Here is a 19,021-nt window from a genome sequence, read left to right as displayed (position 1 = left end):
CTTGGTCGCCCCTATGCTTCAGAAGTAACCTGCGGTCTCAATCGGGCGGTTACAAAGAAAGTTGGTCAAGCAGACTTTCAACGCACTCCTGAACGCAGACAGCGTGAATCGGATAGGGGAGATCGAAGGCTACTCACCAGAGATCACCGGGCGAAGCTGGGAACACTTCAAGAGGCACATTGTCTGCAAGTACCCAGAGTTCGAGCAACATTTTGGCTCCGGTGTGGGGCTACGTTTGCAACGGAAAGACAGCGACTTGGCAGAAGCGGTCATGTTACGGTTTGCGGCCATGCGCTATGCCTGCCTGCCGGTGCATGACAGCTTCATCGTGCACTACGGATTGCAAGACGTGTTGGACCAGATCATGCGCGAGGTATTCGAAGCGAGGTTCGGTGTTGGCGGCAAGGTGGGCATCGACGATGGCATTGGCGAGGTTGTGGAAGGGGGCAGTGTACCAATAGAGCCAGACCCAGACAGTCTGCTTGACCCGGTAGGATATGAGGCAAGACTAACCGAGTTTCGGGACAAATTAGGCCAGATTAGATAGGCATCAATCTATCCCTCTATTGTGAGCATTTGATGAAATAAAAATAATATCAGTCCATTGCCACATAAAGGGAATGTGAAAAAGAAGAGTGCGTGAAACCGTGGAATATCCACCGTCGGTCACGCCTCCCGGCGCTCCCCTCAACACCGGTAACGATAAGGAACGCCGAGCCGATTTAAATCTCAAATCGTCCGATAGCATCTTTCAGCTGGGCCAGCGTATATCCCTCTCGATTGTAGACCTCTTGCGTGACACCAGAGCGCGCATGCCCAACTATGCATTGCACAATGGGCTCAGCAACATCTGCTTGGCTTAGTCTCGTCACAACCGTGTGCCTAAAACTGTGGAACACCAGACCCGGTTGCTTGATTCCCAGCTTGGGCAAGAAACTCTCGTTGCACCAGCGTCCCAAGTTGCGACCATAGCCGCCGTTTTCGCTGTAGCTATAGTCCGGGAATAGGCGTTTGCCGTTTCTGCGACTGTCTACAAAGCCTAGAATGCCAAGACGTATCAGCTCTGAATGCAGTGGCACTCTGCGCCGCCCCGCCTCCGACTTAAGGCGTTTGTTGTCGTCGCCCTCGTCTGTGATGTTCAGGAACCATACGTCGCCATCCTGCTTCACATCGGCAACTTCGAGTTGGCAAATTTCGTTCAATCTCGCCCCAGTGAATACGCCCAATAGCATCCCCCACTTATGGCTCTCTTTGCGCACTATCCCGGACGTATTTTTCGTCAATTCCGTATAGATCAGGCGTATCTGTTCCGGCGTGAAGGGTTTGCGCTCACTATCACTGGCCTTGTCTTTCTTCACCTTCATGCCTTCAAAGAGAGTGTGCGGCGAGTGCCCATGCCGTTCTGCCCAGTCAAAGAACATCTTGAACATCTGGATATGGCTGTTGATCGTCTTGGCCGCGATCTTGTTGTGCCCCGGCTCTTTGATCACCTCCATCAACGGCATGGCCTTCAGCTTGGGCTTGGTGTTCCTGCTGGACGGCAGTTCCTGCAACACCTTCTTCACCTCGTTCGCATCCTGCTTGGTGATCGTGGCAAGCAACCGGTCAGGGCCGAAGTATTCGATAAGGATATTCAGGTACGCCCGGTTCTGACCGGTGGTTTTGCCTACCCATTGACGGGAGTGCTCTGCGATAAATTCCTCCACTGCCGCGCCCAAGGGCGAGGAGGTAGGCAGAGCGGGCGCAGGAGCAGCAGGAGCGATGGCCGGTGCCTCGTCGTAGGAATAATGCTCAAGGCGCTCAGCGGCCTCTAGAACGCGCCTGAGCATGTCCCGACGCCCCTTGCGGAGCTCAATCGCGATACGGGGCAGGCTAGCGTTCCAATCGGCGTCCGAAACGTCCATCTTCCTTTTGAAGCGGGCGATTGGCACGTGCTGAGGATCGACGCTTTCAAGTTCGACCATGCAACCGTGGTCCAGCATTTCCTCGCGGGCGTCGGCCAAGGCATTCTTCGACAGGCCGCGCTGGTCTAGCCACTGCGTGTACTGGTCCAGTTGTGCCTTGAAGAAGGCTTGCACTTTCTCGCGTATCTCGCTTTGCCTTAGTCCTGCCAATGTGCTGCTCTCTCTTAGCAATCTCCCGCAGGATGCAAGATGCCGCGCCAGATCACCAGCCCGATCCGGGCATTTGGTTTGGAGAGATATTCTGACGGAGCTACGCTTTCCGCCTTCGGAGGGCGGAAGGGGCCAGCGAAAGTAGAAAACGCCATGCCGTGAAGGACTTAGATAGGATGACAGCATCATAGGGTGTGTGTCCCACTCTGTGTCACACTCGACCGCTTGGCCGCTAACCCTATGATTTAGAAGTAAATGGAGGCGAGTACCGGAATCGAACCGGTGTACACGGATTTGCAATCCGCTGCGTCACCACTCCGCCAACTCGCCGGGGGTGTGGCACTCCATAAGTTTCTTACGGAGTGCCGTCAAGCAGGTTTCCGAAGCGATGCGCGGCTTTGCTCCGGCACTTTGCGTCAGCCCATTGCGGCGGGAGCCAGATAGCCGAACCGCTCCATGACCGCAGCGCAGTTCTTCTGCACCAGCCCCGCCACCTCGGGGGCCAGTTCGGCGCGGGCGGCGTCGTTGATATCGGCCCGCATGTGGCGATTGACGTGGTCGAACGCATGGAAGGTATCGACCTTGCGGGTGCCGATCACCCGACCAGCCGCATCGGTGATCCGCTCCTTGCTTTGCAGGCAGAGGCCCTGCGTCGCATTCGGAGCGAGACCGCAGAGATCGAACACCTCGTCGACGCATTGGCGAAAATCGCCAACCATATCTTCGAGGCGTACCACCTTCAGCGGCAGCCCGCGCTGTTCGAGCCGCAGCAGGGTCTCGCCGAAATAGCGGTAGAGTTCGAGGATCTTGGTGGGGTTGCCGCCACGGGCCATCATACTCTCGCAGATGCCATAGGGATCGCGCACGAGGCCTACGAAACGGGCACCGGGATAGATACGGTCCAGATCGGCGGCGAGGCCGATGTTGTAGTTCATCACCTTCACCAACATCCGGCCACGCCCCGAGGGGACAGCAGGGCCGAGCCCCTGCGCGGCCAGCGCGCGCTTGTAGCGGCGCACTTCGGACAGGTTGCGCTCCGTGGCGCGGGCCAGTTCGCGGGCGATCCACGCCCGGTCGCGCGGGCGCAACGGTCCCGGTGCCCGGCGCGGGTTCATGATGTCGCCGCTGCGCAGAACGGTCGGCAAATAGCCCGCGAGGGTCTTTGCCGTCGCGCCGCGCAGCGCCGGTTTGGGGCGCAGCACCTCATGCATCTCGCCGTCAGGCCAGATGGTATCGGGGTGCGAGCGCAGCGCGTTGAGCATCTGGTTGGTGCCCCCGCGCTGAAGCCCGAGGATGAAGATGGGTGCCTTGTCGGTCATCTCACGCCTCCCCTGCCCCGGTTGCACGGGCGCCAGCGCCCAACTCGACATATTGGCCCAGAAGTGAGCGCGCGGTCTGTCGAATGTCGTAGTCCCGCGCGACGGTGCGCAGCGCGCACACGCCCAGGCGACCGCGCAGGTCCGGGTCCGCCGCCAACGCTTCGAGCGCGGCGCCAAGCGCCTTGCGGTCGTCGACATCGAAGAGCATCCCGTTCTCCCCGTCCACGACGAAATCCATCGCGCCGCCGGTGCGAGCGGTGACACAGGCCAGCCCGGAGGCACAGGCCTCGAGCAGCGCATTCGACAGACCCTCGCGGGCCGAGGGCAGCACAAAGACATCCACCGCGCGCAGCAGGTTCGGCATGTCGGCCACATGGCCCAGCATCCGCACACCGGGCTGTTGCATCAGCGCAGCGGGAATCTCGTCAGCCTCACCGAAAGTGGCCTGATAGCCGCTGCCCGAGGCACGGTTCGCCCCGGCGATCGCCAGTGTCGCTTGTGGAATGCGCGCGCGGATGTCCGACCAAGCCTCCAGCAGCAGCGGCAGGCGCTTCTGCGCCGCGAGCCGCCCCGCAAAGAGAAACAGCGGTCCGGACGGCAAGCCAAAGCGCAATCGCAGCGTGTCCTTCTCGACCTGCGTGCGGGCGGGACGAAAACGCTCTCCGTCAACGCCATTGGGGATGAAGCGCAGCTTGGTTTCCGGAATGCCAAACCCGGCCAGCTCGTCCTCTATCTCGTGGCTGACCATCGGAAAGCGGTCCACCATGCGCCCCAGATAGGCGAGGCGTTGACGTCCAAAGGGCTTTTGCGCAATCGACGTCGCCTCGCCGCCGCACATTGGCTTTGAAAGAAGCGGCGCGCCGGTGAGACGCTTGCCGAGCGCCCCCGCCAGCGAGGGCGAGAACATCGAATGGCAATGGATCACGTCAGGGTTCAGTTTGCGCACCATGCGCGCCGCGCCCAGAATGAACCCCACACCCTTGATCGGCTTGCGTATGGCGATGCGGCGCACCTCGACACCGTCGATGGTTTCACTGGCCGCGAGGCCCGGATAGCGCCGCGTCAGGATATAGACTTTGTGACCCTGTGCGGTCATCAGACCCGCAAGCTGAGCCACCTGTTTTTCCGCCCCGCCCACGATCGGGTGGTAGGACGAGATAATCATGCAGATCCGCAGCGATTGGCCCGCAGCGGGCTCGGCAAGGCCGGGTTTTTGCGGCAGCGAGGAAGATGAGCCAATCATTGTCCGCCCTCCGACGCCGTCTTGACCTGATCGGCGACGGGAAGCGTGGCCGTGCCTGCGGTCAGGCTCGACAGCAGGTCCACCCATTTCGCCACCATGGTTTCCTTGTCGAACAGGGTCACGGCGCGGTGCCTGCCAGCCTCGGCGTATCGCTCGCGCAGGTCGGGGTCTTGCAGAACACCTTCCAACGCCTGCCCGAGCGCGCCCGTGTCGCCAGCGCTTACGAGTCGACCGCTGATCCCGTCTTCCAGCGCATCCGAACACCCATCGACATCCGTAGAGATACAGCAGCATCCGCTCGCCATGGCTTCGAGCAGGGTGATCGGAAGACCCTCCCAATGCGAGCTGAGCACATAGATGTCGAAGGCCTGTAGCGCGCGCACCGGGTCCGACTGCCATCCCAGCATTTTGACACGCTCTGACAGGCCTGCGGCGGACAGCGCCTGCGCGACCTCGCCCTCCATCCGGCCCTCACCGGCCATGACGAATTGCACATGTGGGTGACGCCCCACCAGGTCACGCAGCGACTTTACATAGTCGAGCGGCGCCTTCTGCGGCTCCATCCGCCCCATCCAGCCGACCACGGGCCGATCAGGATCGAGCCCCAGAGCGGCGCGCGCCGCAGCGCGATCTGTTGCGGGCTTGAAGCGCGCCACATCGACGCCGGTCCGGATCACGCTGATCCGGTCCGCCGACATCAGCTTGGCCGCCAGCGTCTGCTGCCGGGCATATTCGGTGAGCGTCACAATGTGTCCGCCGAACCCCCGTGCAGCAAAGTCGAGCGCCCAGTAGAGCGGAGCCTTGGCCCCCTGCACCCGGCGCTGGAACGGCATCGAGGCCTGACGATAGACCACCGGCCGCCCGGTCAGCCGCCCCGCAGCGCGCCCGATAAAGCCGGATTTGCTGCCATGACAGACGATCACATCCGCCGCGTGCTCGCGGCTTGCCGAGACGACCTGGCGCAACACACGCGCGTCGCCACGCGGATCTATACTGTAGCGCGCCATCTCGACCGGCTCTGCACCCAGCCCCCGTTTGGCAAGATCAGCCGCATAGGCTTCGGCGTTTTCAGACAGGCACAGCGTATGAGACCGCACTCCGATCCGCTGGAGTTCGGTCAGTAGGAGCTTGTTGTAGAGGGCAATGCCACCTGTCGACTTCGTCAAGGCGAGTAGACTGATCTGTCGCATGGGAATCCACTAATGAGAAACAAAAAGACTTTGGTGTTCAAAAATCCGCGCCGCGGTGGACCGCGAGGGCGGCGTTGATTCGGCCTCAAATGACCGTCACCGCCCTGCCAGCTTACGACGCTTGTGGCGATTATGCCGCAGCGCACCCCCGCGGAACAGGGCTAACTGCGGTGGCGCCCAAATTTTAGGCACGGCGCTTTGGGCAAAATTCCGCAGCTCGCGGCGATCGACCAAAATAAGTCCATTACCTTGGGTTAACTTAACGTTAACGTACAAAACACATTCAATCTCAACTGTCTCTGTACTGACACAGTGCAGACGGTCGACGCAATTGGACAGATTCCCGCCATTTTTAGCCCCTGATCGCCCGCTTTGATCGGTCGAAATTCTCGATCTGAGCGGGAAACCCCACTCCTGGGGTCGGCGGAAATTCACTCAGTAACCATGGGGAAACTTTCAAACTCGGTGCGTCGCGGTGCGTCCAAAGTTATCCATTTGGCACCGCAAAGGGACTACTCACACACAACATAAGACAGAAAGTCGGGACAAAGGTACACATGGTAGTAGAAAATTCGGAACTCCTTGCGTTTGAGGGGGCGCAAGGGTTTGGAGCAAGTGCGACCGGAGGACGTGGTGGTGAAGTTGTTAAAGTTACAAATCTGAACGACTCCGGCGAAGGTTCTCTGCGTTGGGCTCTGGAAGATCTGGATTATCCGCGCATTGTTGTTTTCGAAGTTGGCGGACAAATCGACCTCGAAAGCCAAATCCAAATTAACGGTGATGTAACCTTGGCAGGCCAAACGGCCCCGGGTGGCATCACAGTCACCGGCGCGCGCCTGCGCGTGGTGGACAGCAACGTGATCATTCGCGGCATGACCGTGCGTCCGGGCGACGATCCCGATGCGCAGAACCCCGATGACCGCGATGGCGTCTCCATCGGGAAAGCTGGCGAAACGGTCGAGAACGTCATTCTCGACAGCAACTCGCTGAGCTGGTCCATTGATGAGGTCGCCTCGACCTGGGGCAGCCCCAGCAATGTCACGATCTCGAACAATATCATCGCCGAAGCCCTGCAGGACTCGCTGCATCCCAAGGGTGACCACAGCATGGGGATGCTGATCGGCGATGAGAGCTCGAACATCAGCATCATCGGCAACCTGCTTGCCAGCAACGAATTCCGCAACGCACTCGTGAAAGATGACGCGCAGAACATCGAGTTCATCAATAACGTCATCTACAACTACGGTCAGGAAGGCCTCGTCGTCGCGGGCAATTCGACCGTCCATGTGATCGGCAACGTCTTCATCAAAGGTCAGGACTCCGGCGGCCGCGAAGCGATCCGCTTCATCGGAACCGACGGCGGCGCCGCCTTCTACGTGCTCGACAATGATGGCGACGTCGGCGGCACCAACGCCGGCAAGATCGTCAGCGATTTCGTCTTCGATCCGGCCACGACCGAAGTGCTGTCTTCTGGCGCCGTGGTGGACTGGGTGCTCTCGAACGTCGGCGCACGCATCGACGGCGAGCTGAGCGAGATCGACCAGCGCATCATCAACTCGGTGCTGAACGACACCGGCAAAATCATCGACTCGCCCGACGATGTGGGCGGCTATGGCGACGGCTCGCAGACCAAAGCGCTGACCGACACCGACGATGACGGCATCCCGGATTTCTACGAGTACATCATCGGCTCGGACGCCAAGACCGCCGATGCCCAGCTCGACGCCGACGGCGACGGCTACGCCAACATCGAGGATTACATCAACGGCCTGCTCGACGGGTTTGATGAGGTCAGCGACGGCGGCAACACCGGCACCCAACCGGACCCGGACACCGGCACCGGCGAAGATGGTGACGACACGGCCACCCTGCTTCCCGAAACCGGTGGCGACACCGGCGCGGGGGTCGGCACCGTGATCACCCTCGAGGCCGAAGACCTCACGCTTTCCGAAGGCTTCGCCGTGAAAAGCGTCGGCCCCGCTTCGGGCGGCGCGGTGATCCAGAACGAGACCGGCGAGGCTCAGACCGCATCCTATGCGTTCGACGGCGACGCGGGCGTCTATGCGCTCACGCTGAACTACTTCGACGAGAACGATGGCGTCAGCACCCTGCGCGTCCTGATCAACGGCGAGGAAGTCACAAGCTGGAACTGGGATGCAGAGCTTGGCAGCGGCAACGCTGACCGCGCGACGCAGACCTCGAAGCTGATTGACGGTCTCGAACTGCAGGCGGGCGATGTTCTGTCGTTGCAGGGCGTGAACGACTCCGGCGAACCGCTGCGCATCGACAGCCTCAGCCTCGAGATGACCGGCACGCTCGACTCGACCGACAGCGATCTCGACGCTGGCACCGAGATCGGCACCGGTATCGAGCCTGGCAACAGCGACGCGATCGGTACTGTGATCAGCTACGAGGCCGAAGACCTCGACCTGTCCGACGGTTTCGCCGTGAAGAAGATCGGGCCCGCTTCGGGGAATGCGGTGATCCAGAACGAAACCGATGAGGCGCAGACCGCATCCTTCGATTTCGACGGTGATGCTGGTGTCTACGACCTGACCGTGAACTACTTCGACGAGAACGATGGCGTGAGCACGCTCAGCGTTCTGGTCAACGGTAAGGAAGTGGCAAGCTGGGACTGGGACGCTGAACTCGGCAGTGCCAATGCCAGCACGTCGACGCAGACCGCAAAGCTGATCGAAGGGCTGGAACTGCAGGCGGGTGACACTGTCACTCTGCAAGGCATCAACGATGCACGCGAACCGCTGCGCATCGACAGCCTCAGCCTCGAGATGACCGATACGCTGGGCACAAATGGCTCCAACGACGTCATCGAAGAGGTCGAGCAGCCGGCGGGTGGTGCCGCAGAGTGGGTCTTCATGGAAGCCGAGGAGTTTGTCTTCGACGCGGATGTCCGCAAGGGTTTCGAAGTGACCAGCCTGATGGCGGCCTCCGGCGGTAAGGTGCTCAGCGCGCTTGGCGACGCACATGCCTCCGCCGACTTCGAAGGCAGTTCGGGCACCTACGACGTGGGCATCGACTACTTCGACGAAACCGATGGCGTGTCCTATCTGGAATTCCGCGTCAACGGCGAAGTGATGGACGCGTGGCACTGGGACGCCGACCTTGGCGACAGCCTCGCGAACAAGTCCACGCTGACCCGTCATGTGATCGAGAATGTCGATATCGACGCGGGCGACGAGCTTGTCCTTGCCGGTTATGGCGACGGCGGCAGCGAGCCCCTGCGGATCGACGCGCTCGAATTCATGCCGAGCGACACAATCCTGGGCTGAACCAGGCAAAGCTGTCGAGCAGCTTCTGGCCGGGCGGTGCGTTTCCTGCACCGCCCGGTTTTTTCATGTCGGGCTGACGTCAGGCCCCCGCAGGATCGCCGCGCCCAACGCTTTCGTAATCGCTGAAGCCCGCGGCCAGCGCATCCTCGTAGGTGTAGATGTTGCGCAGGTCCGCCATCCGCGGCGTGGACATCTTCTTTGCCAGCACGGAAAGATCCAGCGCGCGGAACTCGTTCCACTCGGTCAGGATGACCAGCAGGTCGGCCCCCGATGCAGCCGCGTAGGGATCCTCCTCCCAGGTCACGCCCGGCAGCAGCGCCTCACCCTCGCGCTTGCCCTGCGGGTCGACCACCGACACGCTCGCCCCGCCGCCGACCAGCGACGGCACGATGGTCAGCGCCGGTGCGTCGCGCATGTCGTCGGTGTTGGGCTTGAAGGTGACACCCAGCACCGCGACCTTCTTGCCGTTGAACGAGCCGTCGCAGAGGTCGAGCAGCTTGTCGGTCATCCGCCGCTTGGTGTCCTCGTTGACCTTGATCACTGTCTCGACGATGGAGATCGGCGAGGCATGCTCCTGCCCGATACGGGCCAACGCTTTGGTATCCTTGGGGAAACAGGAGCCACCGTAGCCCGGCCCGGCGTGCAGGAACTTGTTGCCGATGCGCCCGTCGAGCCCCATGCCCTTAGACACGCTTTTCACGTCCGCGCCGACCTTTTCGCAGAGCGCGGCGATCTCGTTGATGAAGGTGATCTTCGTCGCGAGGAAGGCGTTGGCGGCGTATTTGATCATCTCGGCGGACTCGAGATCGGTGGTGACGATCGGGAAATCGCGCAGGTAGAGCGGCCGGTAGATGTCTTCCATGACCTTCGCCGCGCGGTCGGTCTCGACGCCGACGACCACCCGGTCGGGCTTCATGAAATCGTCGATCGCCGCGCCTTCGCGCAGGAACTCGGGGTTGGAGGCGACGTCGAACTCGAGGTCCGGATTCGCGGCGGCGACCACCTCCTGCACCTTGCGGTTCGTCCCCACGGGGACGGTCGATTTGGTGACCACGACGATATAATGATCGGCGGTCTTGGCGATTTCTTCGGCGGCGGCCATGACGTAGGTCAGATCGGCGTGGCCGTCGCCGCGGCGGGTCGGCGTGCCGACGGCGATGAACACCGCCTCGGCGCCATCGATGGCCGACTTCAGATCGAGGGTGAACGACAGTCGCCCGGCCTCGACGTTCTTGGCCATCAGCGTGTCGAGCCCCGGCTCGTAGATCGGCACCTCACCGCGCTCCAGCATCTCGATCTTGCGCGGGTCCTTGTCCACACAAACCACCTCGTGGCCGAAGTCGGAAAAACAGACGCCAGACACAAGCCCCACGTAGCCGGTGCCGATAATCGCAATTTTCATTTCGGGTAATCCTCAAAGAACAATCAATATTTACGGTCTACTGCGACAAAGTCACAACTCAAAGAAGAAACGCAAGACGGTGCCTGTTTCAGCAAACAGCGTCAGGGTTTGTATATTGGGCAGGCAGAAATTCGCGCGTCGCACCAATGGCTCAGAGACGCTTCACTCGGGTGTAGAAGGGTTTCACCAGCGCCCACTCAGCCTCGCCGAGCCGCGGATACCGCGCCTTCAGAAGACGTCGTCGATGCAGCAGCGCGGTGAGCGGGGATATCTTGAACGGCAAGGTGCGCCGCATCCCAAAAAGCTCGTGCAGCATCAGCATCTGCAGATCGAAGGCGAGGCGAAAGCGCCGGTCGCGGCGCAATTTCAAGAGCCAAGGCCAGTCCAGCGCAGCCTCGTTTTGCAGCTGCTCGCGCAACGGCAGAAGGTAGCGCAGGCTGATGCCCCCGCGCGCAAGGCCGGAGTGATGCAGCATGTCGTGGCTGACGTTGATCAGCAGCCGGAAAGAGGGGTCAGGAATGTAGAACCGCAGCCCGTCCCGCTCGCAAAGGATCCGCCGCCTCTGCCAGTCGTCGCCCGAGAGAAACCGCGCGATGTCCTCTTGCAGACCAGCGTGCAGATCGAGCGTTCCGGCATAGCCTTCTTTCCAGAAGCACCCCGGAGAATGCGCATATTCGCTGTCTTCGAGGCACTCGAACCCGGCCTCTGCCAGAAGGCTCTGCGCCTTTGCAGCCTCATGGCGTTCGACCACCATGTCGACGTCGATCATCAGCCGGTAAAAGCTGGCGGGATCCTCCTGCAGCGCCATCTCGCTGGCGCCCTTGATCAGCGTCGGGACAATTCCGGCACCGTTGAGCAGCGCGGTGATTTCAGACACCAGCGCCCAGAGGCTGAGGTTGCGCTGACAGTTGAGCGTGTCGATCTCGCCGAGATAGGCCATGGCCTCGGGCTCGGCGGCGCTTGCAGGCACCTCACGCAGTCGGTGAAACAGGGCGGGGGTGACAAATTCGTCGTTCGCCGTACGGATGAGATCGGCCCAGTTCGGAGCCCGTTCCTTCAGTTGCTCGACGTCCCCCTGAAGGATGCGGCCGAGCGTTTCGAGGGGAGAGGAGGCCAGAGCGCCTGCTTTCATGTCCTTCTCCAATACCAATAAAAATGGAGGCTAACGCCGTTACGCGCGCAGAAAAAATTGCGCTCGAAAGAATATATGAAAAATCACTTAGACAAAAATCACTTACCAAATTGAATTCAGAACTCACGACCTCCGTAAGATCAGGTCACTCTTCGCAGAACCGCGACACCACTTCGAGCGCGCGCGGCAAATCGGAATAGGTCAGGCGACCAAACTTCGCACCGTGCAGACAGGCCGCCATCGCCTCAAACACATCGGGCGACATGGCGTCTTCTCCTGACCACGCGGCGCGCAATAGCGCCCCAAAGACGTCGGACAGGCTCAACTCACTGATCGAGGCTGGCCCGCTCTCCTGCCGGTCCAGCACCAAAATCCAGCCCGCCTTCATCCAGCTGCTGTCTCCTGTCAGCCCCACGTAACGCACGCTCAGCGCGTCGGGTCTGAGATGCTGCGCCGCACCGTCAATCTCATCGCGGCGATGCTCCAGCAGCCGCCACGACCCTTCTTTCAGCGTCACCGGAAACGGCAGCGCGCCAAGTGTCCCGGTCTGCGACATCACCACGATGTCGTCGCTCTGCAGCCGGAAACCGGCAGGCTCCAGCGCCGTCGCGAGGGTGCTTTTCCCCGCTCCGGCATCACCGAGCAGCAAAAGGCAGCGCCCAGCCCTTTCGAGCTGCGCCGCATGCAGCATCACATGATCGGTGTGATCAAAGAGGACCTCGGTCATCTTGATCTTCAGCAGCGGCACCGCCTCATGCGGAGCCACCCAGTCAATGTCTTCATCGCGTCGCCCGATGCCGATATTTCCGGCACCGTCGTTGGCATCGCGCTGGATCACCACATGGTCGTCACCGCGCCGCGGCACGGTGGCGAGATGCGCGAAACTCGGCATGAGTGCGTCGCGCAGGTCTGCGTCCTCGAAGGCGAGCATCACACAAAGCCCGGCCAGTTCGAGTGTTTCGCAACAAGCGACCCGTGCAGGACCGTCCGAGGTGGACAAAGCCTCGAGCGCGCCGATCTGCAACAAATCGCTGAGGATGCCGCCGTCTGGGACGTCGGCGGCATCCGGTCGCACGGTCATAACGCCGAGCTCGAACCCGGCCCATGCCTCTGCCACCGGGGGAGTGGCTGAAAACAGAAGTTCCTTCTCTGGGACCAAGAGAAGATGCTGGCTGTTCACTTCAGCCAGCGTGACCCCTGCTGCGGGGAGGACGAAAAGGTTTTCACTCAACGAAATACGTCAGATTAAAGAAAATAAGACCTAAAGGCCGGGAAATCGGCCTTCAGCGGCTCAGTGGTAACCACCACCGTGCTTTTTCATCTTCATCTTCATCTTGTGCTTATGCTTGTGCTTCATGCCGCCCGAACGGAAGATGCCACCGGCATCGGCCTTCATCGAGGTGGACAGAAGTGCAGTCACTGCCAGCGGCGTAACGGCGGCATACTTGCCCGCCTTGCCCAGCAGTTCGCGGCGGCCCGGGGATTCCAGGGACTCACCTTGCGTGGTCTTATCCGTCATCGTTAAAAACTCCTTTTTACAATGAGTCGGACTATAGCTCAGCGAATGGGGTCTGCCAATTATCTTTAACCACGAGTTAACCTACGAATCCTCGGAATCTTTGTGCCGCCAGGATCGCCCCCGGATCCGCATCGCCAGCACCTCGCCATTTTTGTCTTTAATACAATATCTTAACAGGCCTCGATCCGTTCGCATCGCAACGAAGGCAAGTGAACGCTTTGGCGAGGGATGCCCAAGTTTAATGCCAATTGATGTTGCAGACTCTAGCCGAAAGTCGCCTAACTTACTCAATTGTAGGCCAAGCCACGCCATCTCGTTTCAAAGGCGACACGCCTTGGAAGGAGCGGCTCTCAACCCAAGGTGGTAACGCTCGCAAAGCGCAGCCCATGCCTCGGGCGTCCGCCGCAAAAAAGCAGAGAATTCGCCACCGGATTGAGCCTGTGCCAGAAGCCGGAGGTCGATTGCGATGACGCCAGACAGAAAGATCTTGCTTTGGCACCATCAAGGCCACAAGACATGCTATATTACATTTATTGTCTTATACATTTTTGTAGGAGTTCATTGATGCGCACCGCTTTGGTCACGGGCTCTTCTGGCTTCATTGGGTACCACCTTTGTCAAAGACTGCTGGAGGACGGGTTTCGCGTCATCGGCATCGACAATCTCTCCGACTACTACGATGTGAGCCTCAAACGGCGGCGGCAGGCAATGCTGCTGCAGTCGCCGGGCTTCAGCGTCATCAACCAATCCATCGAGACCGAAGGTTTTCTGGGCGAGGTCTTTGAACGGGAACGCCCCGACGTGGTGGTGCATCTGGCCGCGCAGGCCGGTGTCCGCCACTCTTTGACGGACCCGCGCAGCTACCTTTGCAGCAACATGCGCGGCACTTTCGAACTGCTCGAAGCCGCGCGGGCCACAAAGCCCGCTCATATGCTTCTGGCCTCCACCTCCTCGGTCTATGGCGCCAACGAGACGATGCCCTACTCCGAGACGGACCGCACTGATCACCAGATGTCCTTCTACGCCGCCACCAAGAAGGCGACGGAATGCATGGCGCACAGCTATGCCCACCTCTACGATCTGCCAGCCACGATGTTTCGCTTTTTTACGGTCTACGGCCCGTGGGGCCGCCCGGACATGGCGCTCTTCAAGTTCACCAAGGCGATCCTCAACGGCGAGCCGATCGACGTCTACAACCACGGTCACATGATGCGCGACTTCACCTATGTCACCGATCTGGTGCAGGGCATTCGTCTGCTCATCGACGTGGTGCCCGAGCGTCCGGAAGAAGGTGTCGTGCCGGTCGGAGACTCGCTCTCCCCTGTGGCCCCGTGGCGGGTGGTGAACATCGGCAATTCGCAGGCCATCCCGCTGTCCGAGTTCATCTCGGCCATCGAAGAGGCCACCGGCCTGGAGGCCAAGCGCAACCCGATGAACATGCAGCCCGGAGACGTGCCCGCGACTTGGGCCGATGCCACGCTGCTGCATGAACTGACCGGCTACCGCCCGCGCACCAGCCTTCGTGAGGGGGTTCAGGCCTTCGTCGACTGGTACCGCGATTATTACGATATCGCGGGCTGGCCCGGCACCTCGCTCAGCTCAGGTGACCTGCGCCGAATTTCAGGATGACCGGAACGATCAGATCCTCCTCATCCTCGAGGTGTCGCGACAGCAACCGCTCGAACCGCAGAAGCTCGTCCCGGTAACGGCCGGTCTCAAGCTGGCCCTGTAGCACGCAGTTCGCGGCACCAATGAAGCCGTCGATCAACCCGTCCAGCGCGTGGTGATCGCGGTCCAGAATGTCGAACCCTGCCTGCAGCCGGGGATCGAACCCCTGCAGCACGGGAAAATAATGCGTGTCCTCGATCTCGTGATGCCCGTGTAACTGCTGCACCAGCATCCCGCCCTGACGCGACAGCCGCGCCTGCAGCGCGGCCATCTCCATTCTGGCATCCATCTCCGCCTCGGCGTCACGGCGCAGACCGCCCATCAGCCGGCGGAACATCAGATGCCGGTCGAGCCAGAAGGACACCAGCCCATGAAACTGCGGGTGATGCTCCCACGTCTCGCGCGGCAGACTGTGCAAGAGCACGCGCAGCGCCTCTGGCAGGCCGTCACGCTCTTCCAGTGACAGCGCATCGCGCATGCTCTTCGGGGTGCTGTCGTCGTTGCGGGGCACGGGACCTCGTCATCAAGGGCCCTTCGGGGCCGTTACCGCAGCACGTGTACCGCACAATGGGCATGGCGCACCACCAGCGTCGCGGTGGAGCCGAGGAGATAGTCGCTCATCGCGGGCTGATGCGAGGCGATGACGATCAGATCGTGGCCGTTCTCCTTGGCGTACTCGAGGATGGTCCGACCGGAATGCCCTTCGACCACCAGCCCTTTGCCCTTCGGCAGGTCGGCAGCCATGCCCTGCAGCTCTTTTTCCACCGCTGCGCGGGACTGCACCAGATAGTCCGGCGGCATGTAGGTGGCCGCGTAGCCCGGCACATGCTCCATGACGTGCAGCAAGGTGATCTCCGCCTCGGGCGATGCCAGAGCACGGGCAACCTCGATTGCCTTCTTCGATTTGGAGTCGCTGTCAAACGCGATGGGCACGAGAATGTTCTTATACATGCGAGGCCTCCTTTACTGACCTGCCGCGATCTTGCGCCCCTCGAACGTATAGCGCCTTGATACAAATCATCTCGCGCTGCCCCTGATGCCAACACATTTCGGGCACAATTGCCCCCTATCCCTGTTGGCGGGCTGCAGTATGCGCCGCCTCTCCAGAAGCCTGACGCCAACCAAGCGGGGCCGCGACGGAGAGCGCCCGGCCTCCTTGGATCCGTGTCGATCCGCAGGGAGCACCGGCTGACCCGAAAGAACGGTCACCCTCGCCTTGCAGAACGGATTTGCCGCCCGCCCCGCGCTGGCGGCACTTGGAGGAGCGCGCCCATGCGATACCTGATTGCTGAAACCACTTGGAAAATGATGAGCCTCAGCCACGCGCTGGCCCAAACCGGCACACTGCTGACCAGCTGCGAAGCCGCAGAGGACATCGAGGAATTTCACCGGATCGGCGCCCATGACCTGCTGCTGATCGACGCGGGCGTGCTGCGCCAGCAAACCACGCTCACCCGGCTGCGCGAGTTGAACCCCGAGGTGCCGATCGCCCTGATCGCCCGCGGCGCCGATGGCGCGCAGATCGCCACATGGCTCATGGGGGGCGCCGACACGGTGCTCGCCGAGGATACGCCCGCCGATGAGATCATTGCCCGCCTAGGGGCCGTGGCGCGGCGCGCGCATGGCATCTCGGTGCCGGTCTCCGACTGCGGCCCGCTGCGGATCGACCTTGAAAAGCGCCGCGTCCATATGGGTGCCGCCGTTCTGTCGCTGTCGCCCAAGCTCTACGAGATCCTCGAATTTCTCGCGCTCCGGCCCGGACGGCTTGCAACACGCGAAAAACTCATGAGCCATGTCTACGGCTTCGAGAATGAACCGGCGCCGCGGGTGTTCGACGTCTATATGTGCAACCTGCGCGCCCATCTCGCCTCGCTCGAAGGCGCGCTGACCATCGATACGGTGCGCGGCGAAGGCTACCGCCTGCGTGTCACCGAGCGCCGCAGCGATACGCGAACCATCGCTGCCTGAGCCAGAATGTGTGAGGTGACGGCGTCAGTAGACCGCCGACACCTCGTACATCACCGGCTCGAAGCTGCGGCAAAGGTCGTTGAACCGCCGGTTCCACGCGCGCATCTCGTCGCTGCGCAGCATGGCCTGAAAGTCTTCGCGCCGCTCCCATTGCGAGTAATTGGCGATCCGGGTCTGCGCGTCGTTCACATGCAGGCCCGCCCCGATGAAACCGGCCTGTTTCGAGATGAACCCGGCATAGGCCTCCTCCAGCGCCTCGAGCAAATCCTGACAGGTGCCGGGGCTAGTCTCGAAGGTGGTGATGACCGTCTGGGCGGGGCTTGGATGGCTGATCGTGGGCATGGGCTCTCCTCCTCTGCCCGGGCCAGTGTGCCAGAAAACCCCATTTCGCCAAAGCCTTCCCTTCAAAGGCCGATCCTGTGGCCACAGCGCGCGGAAACCGGCCTGCAGCGCCAGAAAAGGGGGCGCATTCGTATCGCGGACCTGTTAGGCTCTGCGGCAAAACACCGATCACCGCACGGATAGACCGGAACAGGCATGAGCAGTCCCCGAATTGACGAGACGCTGCGCGAGCAGCTCCTCTCGCGTCCCGACATGATTCTCGACGACCGCGATCTGATGCAGGCGCTCATCGCCTCGAATGAGAGCGCCATGGGCAGCAATATCGTCGACCTGCGCGGGCTGGCGATGGAGCGGCTGGAGACGCGGCTCGATCGCCTCGAAGACACCCACCGCAGCGTCATCGCCGCCGCCTACGAGAATCTTGCGGGCACCAACCAGATCCACCGCGCGATCTTGCGCATGCTGGACCCGGTGGATTTCGAACCCTTCCTGCGCGATCTCAACGGCGAGGTCGCCGCGATCCTGCGCGTCGACGTCATGCGGCTGGTGCTGGAGACCGGCCACCCCGATGACACGCGCACCGTCAGCCGCCTTGGCGACGTGCTGTCGCTGGCCGAGCCGGGGTTTGTCGCCAGCTATCTGACCGAGCGCACCGACGCACCGCTGCGGCAGGTCACGCTGCGCCAGCTTGGGACCGGAGACAGCCGCATCTATGGGCCCAAGGCCGACTGGATCCGCTCCGAAGCCTGCCTGCGGCTCGATTTCGGTCCGCGCCGCCTGCCCGGCCTGCTCGTCATGGGCTCGGAAGACAGCAATATGTTCACCCCGCAGCAAGGCACCGATCTTCTGGCCTTCTTCGGCGGCGTCTTCGAGCGCACCATGCGCCGCTGGCTGTCGTGAGCCTCGCGATCACACCCGCCGCGCGCGACGCGCTCGAGGGATGGCTGGACCATGCCCGCGCGCTGAAGAACGCGTCAGAGAACACCATCACCGCCTATCGCGCCGATGTGGCGGAGTTCATCACCTTCCTCACCCGCCACCACGCCGAGCCGCAGGGGCTGAAACCCCTTGCCCGCGTCACCACCCCCGACATGCGCGCCTTCATGGCGCATCTGCACGCAGGCGGCGCGGCGCCGCGCTCCATGGCGCGCAAGCTGTCGGCGGTAAAGAGCTTCTACCGCTGGCTGGCCGAGCGCGAGGGGTTCGAGCCCACCGCCGTGCTCTCGGCCCGCGCGCCGAAGTTCCAGAAGAAGCTGCCGCGCCCGCTGACCGAGGATGCCGCCCGCGCGATGATCGACACGGTCGAGATGCAGGCCACCCAAGGCTGGATCGGCGCCCGCGACGCGGCGGTGGTCACGCTGCTCTACGGCTGCGGGCTGCGCATCTCCGAAGCGCTGGGGCTGACCGGCGCCGACTGGCCCTTTGGCGAGTCGCTGCGCATCCTCGGCAAGGGCGGCAAGGAACGCATCGTCCCGGTGATCCCGGTGGCCCGCCGCGCGGTCGAGACCTACCTGCAGGTCTGCCCCTTCGAGATCACGCCCGAGAGCCCGATGTTCCGCGGCGCGCGTGGCGGCAAGCTGAACCCGCGCCTCATTCAGGCGGTCACCGAAAAGGCCCGCATGCAGCTCGGCCTGCCCGCCAGCGCCACACCCCACGCCATGCGCCACAGCTTTGCCACGCATCTGCTCTCTGCGGGCGGCGATCTGCGGGCCATTCAGGAACTGCTGGGCCACGCCTCGCTCTCGACCACGCAGGCCTATACCTCGGTCGACAGCGTGCATCTGATGAAGGTCTATGAGGCGAGCCACCCCAAGGCCCGCTAGCCTATTGCCCC

The 19,021-nt window shown here is 61.9% G+C and carries 17 protein-coding genes and 1 tRNA gene; 6 read left to right on the top strand and 12 right to left on the bottom strand.

The window, feature by feature from the left end; genetic code table 11:
- Positions 1-61: 61 nt before the first annotated feature.
- On the top strand, positions 62-547 hold the full coding sequence (locus tag G0A00_RS20750) for a hypothetical protein (RefSeq protein ID WP_164185434.1): 486 nt from the start codon (positions 62-64) through the stop codon (positions 545-547).
- A 175-nt stretch (positions 548-722) separates the two neighbouring features.
- Here G0A00_RS20750 and G0A00_RS20745 read toward each other — a convergent pair whose 3' ends face one another.
- From G0A00_RS20745 to G0A00_RS20725, 5 genes are all read right to left on the bottom strand, one after another.
- The gene (locus G0A00_RS20745) at positions 723-2,114 is read right to left on the bottom strand and encodes a site-specific integrase (protein ID WP_235953374.1); all 1,392 of its coding nucleotides are present in this window, start codon (positions 2,112-2,114) and stop codon (positions 723-725) included.
- Positions 2,115-2,370: 256 nt separating this feature from the next.
- A tRNA-Cys gene (locus G0A00_RS20740) sits at positions 2,371-2,444 on the bottom strand.
- An 86-nt stretch (positions 2,445-2,530) separates the two neighbouring features.
- Positions 2,531-3,433 carry a sulfotransferase gene (locus G0A00_RS20735; protein ID WP_164185430.1) on the bottom strand — a complete coding sequence of 301 codons (903 nt, stop codon included), beginning with the start codon at positions 3,431-3,433 and terminating at the stop codon, positions 2,531-2,533.
- A gap of 1 nt (position 3,434) precedes the next feature.
- Positions 3,435-4,676 (bottom strand): glycosyltransferase family 4 protein, encoded by a 1,242-nt coding sequence (locus tag G0A00_RS20730; protein WP_164185428.1) that lies wholly within the window; start codon positions 4,674-4,676, stop codon positions 3,435-3,437.
- Entirely contained in the window at positions 4,673-5,842 is a 1,170-nt protein-coding gene (locus tag G0A00_RS20725) for a glycosyltransferase (RefSeq protein WP_164214272.1), read from the bottom strand. Before G0A00_RS20725 ends, G0A00_RS20730 begins: the two co-directional genes overlap by 4 nt.
- An 812-nt stretch (positions 5,843-6,654) precedes the next feature.
- On the opposite strand from G0A00_RS20725, the gene G0A00_RS20720 reads away from it, so the two are divergent.
- Positions 6,655-9,156: a right-handed parallel beta-helix repeat-containing protein gene (locus G0A00_RS20720; protein WP_164185423.1), complete on the top strand. Its 2,502-nt coding sequence runs from the start codon at positions 6,655-6,657 to the stop codon at positions 9,154-9,156.
- Between the two features lie 79 nt (positions 9,157-9,235).
- On the opposite strand, the gene G0A00_RS20715 is transcribed toward G0A00_RS20720, so the two are convergent.
- The 4 genes from G0A00_RS20715 to G0A00_RS20700 form a co-directional block, all read right to left on the bottom strand.
- Entirely contained in the window at positions 9,236-10,558 is a 1,323-nt protein-coding gene (locus tag G0A00_RS20715; protein WP_164214271.1) for a UDP-glucose/GDP-mannose dehydrogenase family protein, read from the bottom strand.
- Positions 10,559-10,709: 151 nt separating this feature from the next.
- Positions 10,710-11,690, bottom strand: coding sequence for a nucleotidyltransferase family protein (locus G0A00_RS20710; RefSeq protein WP_164184623.1), 981 nt, complete (start codon positions 11,688-11,690; stop codon positions 10,710-10,712).
- 145 nt (positions 11,691-11,835) lie between these two features.
- A complete protein-coding gene (locus G0A00_RS20705) occupies positions 11,836-12,771 on the bottom strand; it encodes a hypothetical protein (protein WP_164184624.1) in 936 nt (311 codons plus the stop codon).
- Between the two features lie 210 nt (positions 12,772-12,981).
- Positions 12,982-13,209: a hypothetical protein gene (locus G0A00_RS20700; protein ID WP_164184625.1), complete on the bottom strand. Its 228-nt coding sequence runs from the start codon at positions 13,207-13,209 to the stop codon at positions 12,982-12,984.
- Between the two features lie 564 nt (positions 13,210-13,773).
- On the opposite strand from G0A00_RS20700, the gene G0A00_RS20695 reads away from it, so the two are divergent.
- On the top strand, positions 13,774-14,838 hold the full coding sequence (locus tag G0A00_RS20695) for an NAD-dependent epimerase/dehydratase family protein (RefSeq protein ID WP_164184626.1): 1,065 nt from the start codon (positions 13,774-13,776) through the stop codon (positions 14,836-14,838).
- Here G0A00_RS20695 and G0A00_RS20690 read toward each other — a convergent pair.
- Together G0A00_RS20690 and G0A00_RS20685 are read right to left on the bottom strand one after the other, a co-directional pair.
- Positions 14,804-15,388, bottom strand: coding sequence for a hemerythrin domain-containing protein (locus tag G0A00_RS20690; protein WP_368667730.1), 585 nt, complete (start codon positions 15,386-15,388; stop codon positions 14,804-14,806). The genes G0A00_RS20695 and G0A00_RS20690 overlap by 35 nt on opposite strands.
- Before the next feature lie 32 nt (positions 15,389-15,420).
- Positions 15,421-15,828, bottom strand: a complete 408-nt coding sequence (locus G0A00_RS20685) for a universal stress protein (RefSeq protein ID WP_164184627.1) — start codon at positions 15,826-15,828, stop codon at positions 15,421-15,423.
- Between the two features lie 321 nt (positions 15,829-16,149).
- Between G0A00_RS20685 and G0A00_RS20680 the strand changes: the two genes are divergently transcribed.
- Positions 16,150-16,845, top strand: a complete 696-nt coding sequence (locus G0A00_RS20680) for a response regulator transcription factor (RefSeq protein ID WP_066102391.1) — start codon at positions 16,150-16,152, stop codon at positions 16,843-16,845.
- Positions 16,846-16,869: 24 nt separating this feature from the next.
- On the opposite strand, the gene G0A00_RS20675 is transcribed toward G0A00_RS20680, so the two are convergent.
- On the bottom strand, positions 16,870-17,187 hold the full coding sequence (locus tag G0A00_RS20675; protein WP_066102395.1) for an antibiotic biosynthesis monooxygenase: 318 nt from the start codon (positions 17,185-17,187) through the stop codon (positions 16,870-16,872).
- Between the two features lie 195 nt (positions 17,188-17,382).
- Here G0A00_RS20675 and G0A00_RS20670 point away from each other — a divergent pair, with 195 nt between their 5' ends.
- Positions 17,383-18,087, top strand: coding sequence for a DUF484 family protein (locus tag G0A00_RS20670; protein WP_066102396.1), 705 nt, complete (start codon positions 17,383-17,385; stop codon positions 18,085-18,087).
- The gene (locus G0A00_RS20665) at positions 18,084-19,010 is read left to right on the top strand and encodes a tyrosine recombinase XerC (protein ID WP_066102398.1); all 927 of its coding nucleotides are present in this window, start codon (positions 18,084-18,086) and stop codon (positions 19,008-19,010) included. The genes G0A00_RS20670 and G0A00_RS20665 overlap by 4 nt, the downstream gene beginning before the upstream one ends.
- Positions 19,011-19,021 lie beyond the last annotated feature (11 nt).

Source organism: Salipiger sp. PrR002, from assembly GCF_010500775.1.
Lineage (GTDB): Bacteria > Pseudomonadota > Alphaproteobacteria > Rhodobacterales > Rhodobacteraceae > Salipiger.
The sequence above is the reverse complement of the archived record's forward strand: the minus strand, read 5'-3'. Positions and strand labels throughout refer to the sequence as shown.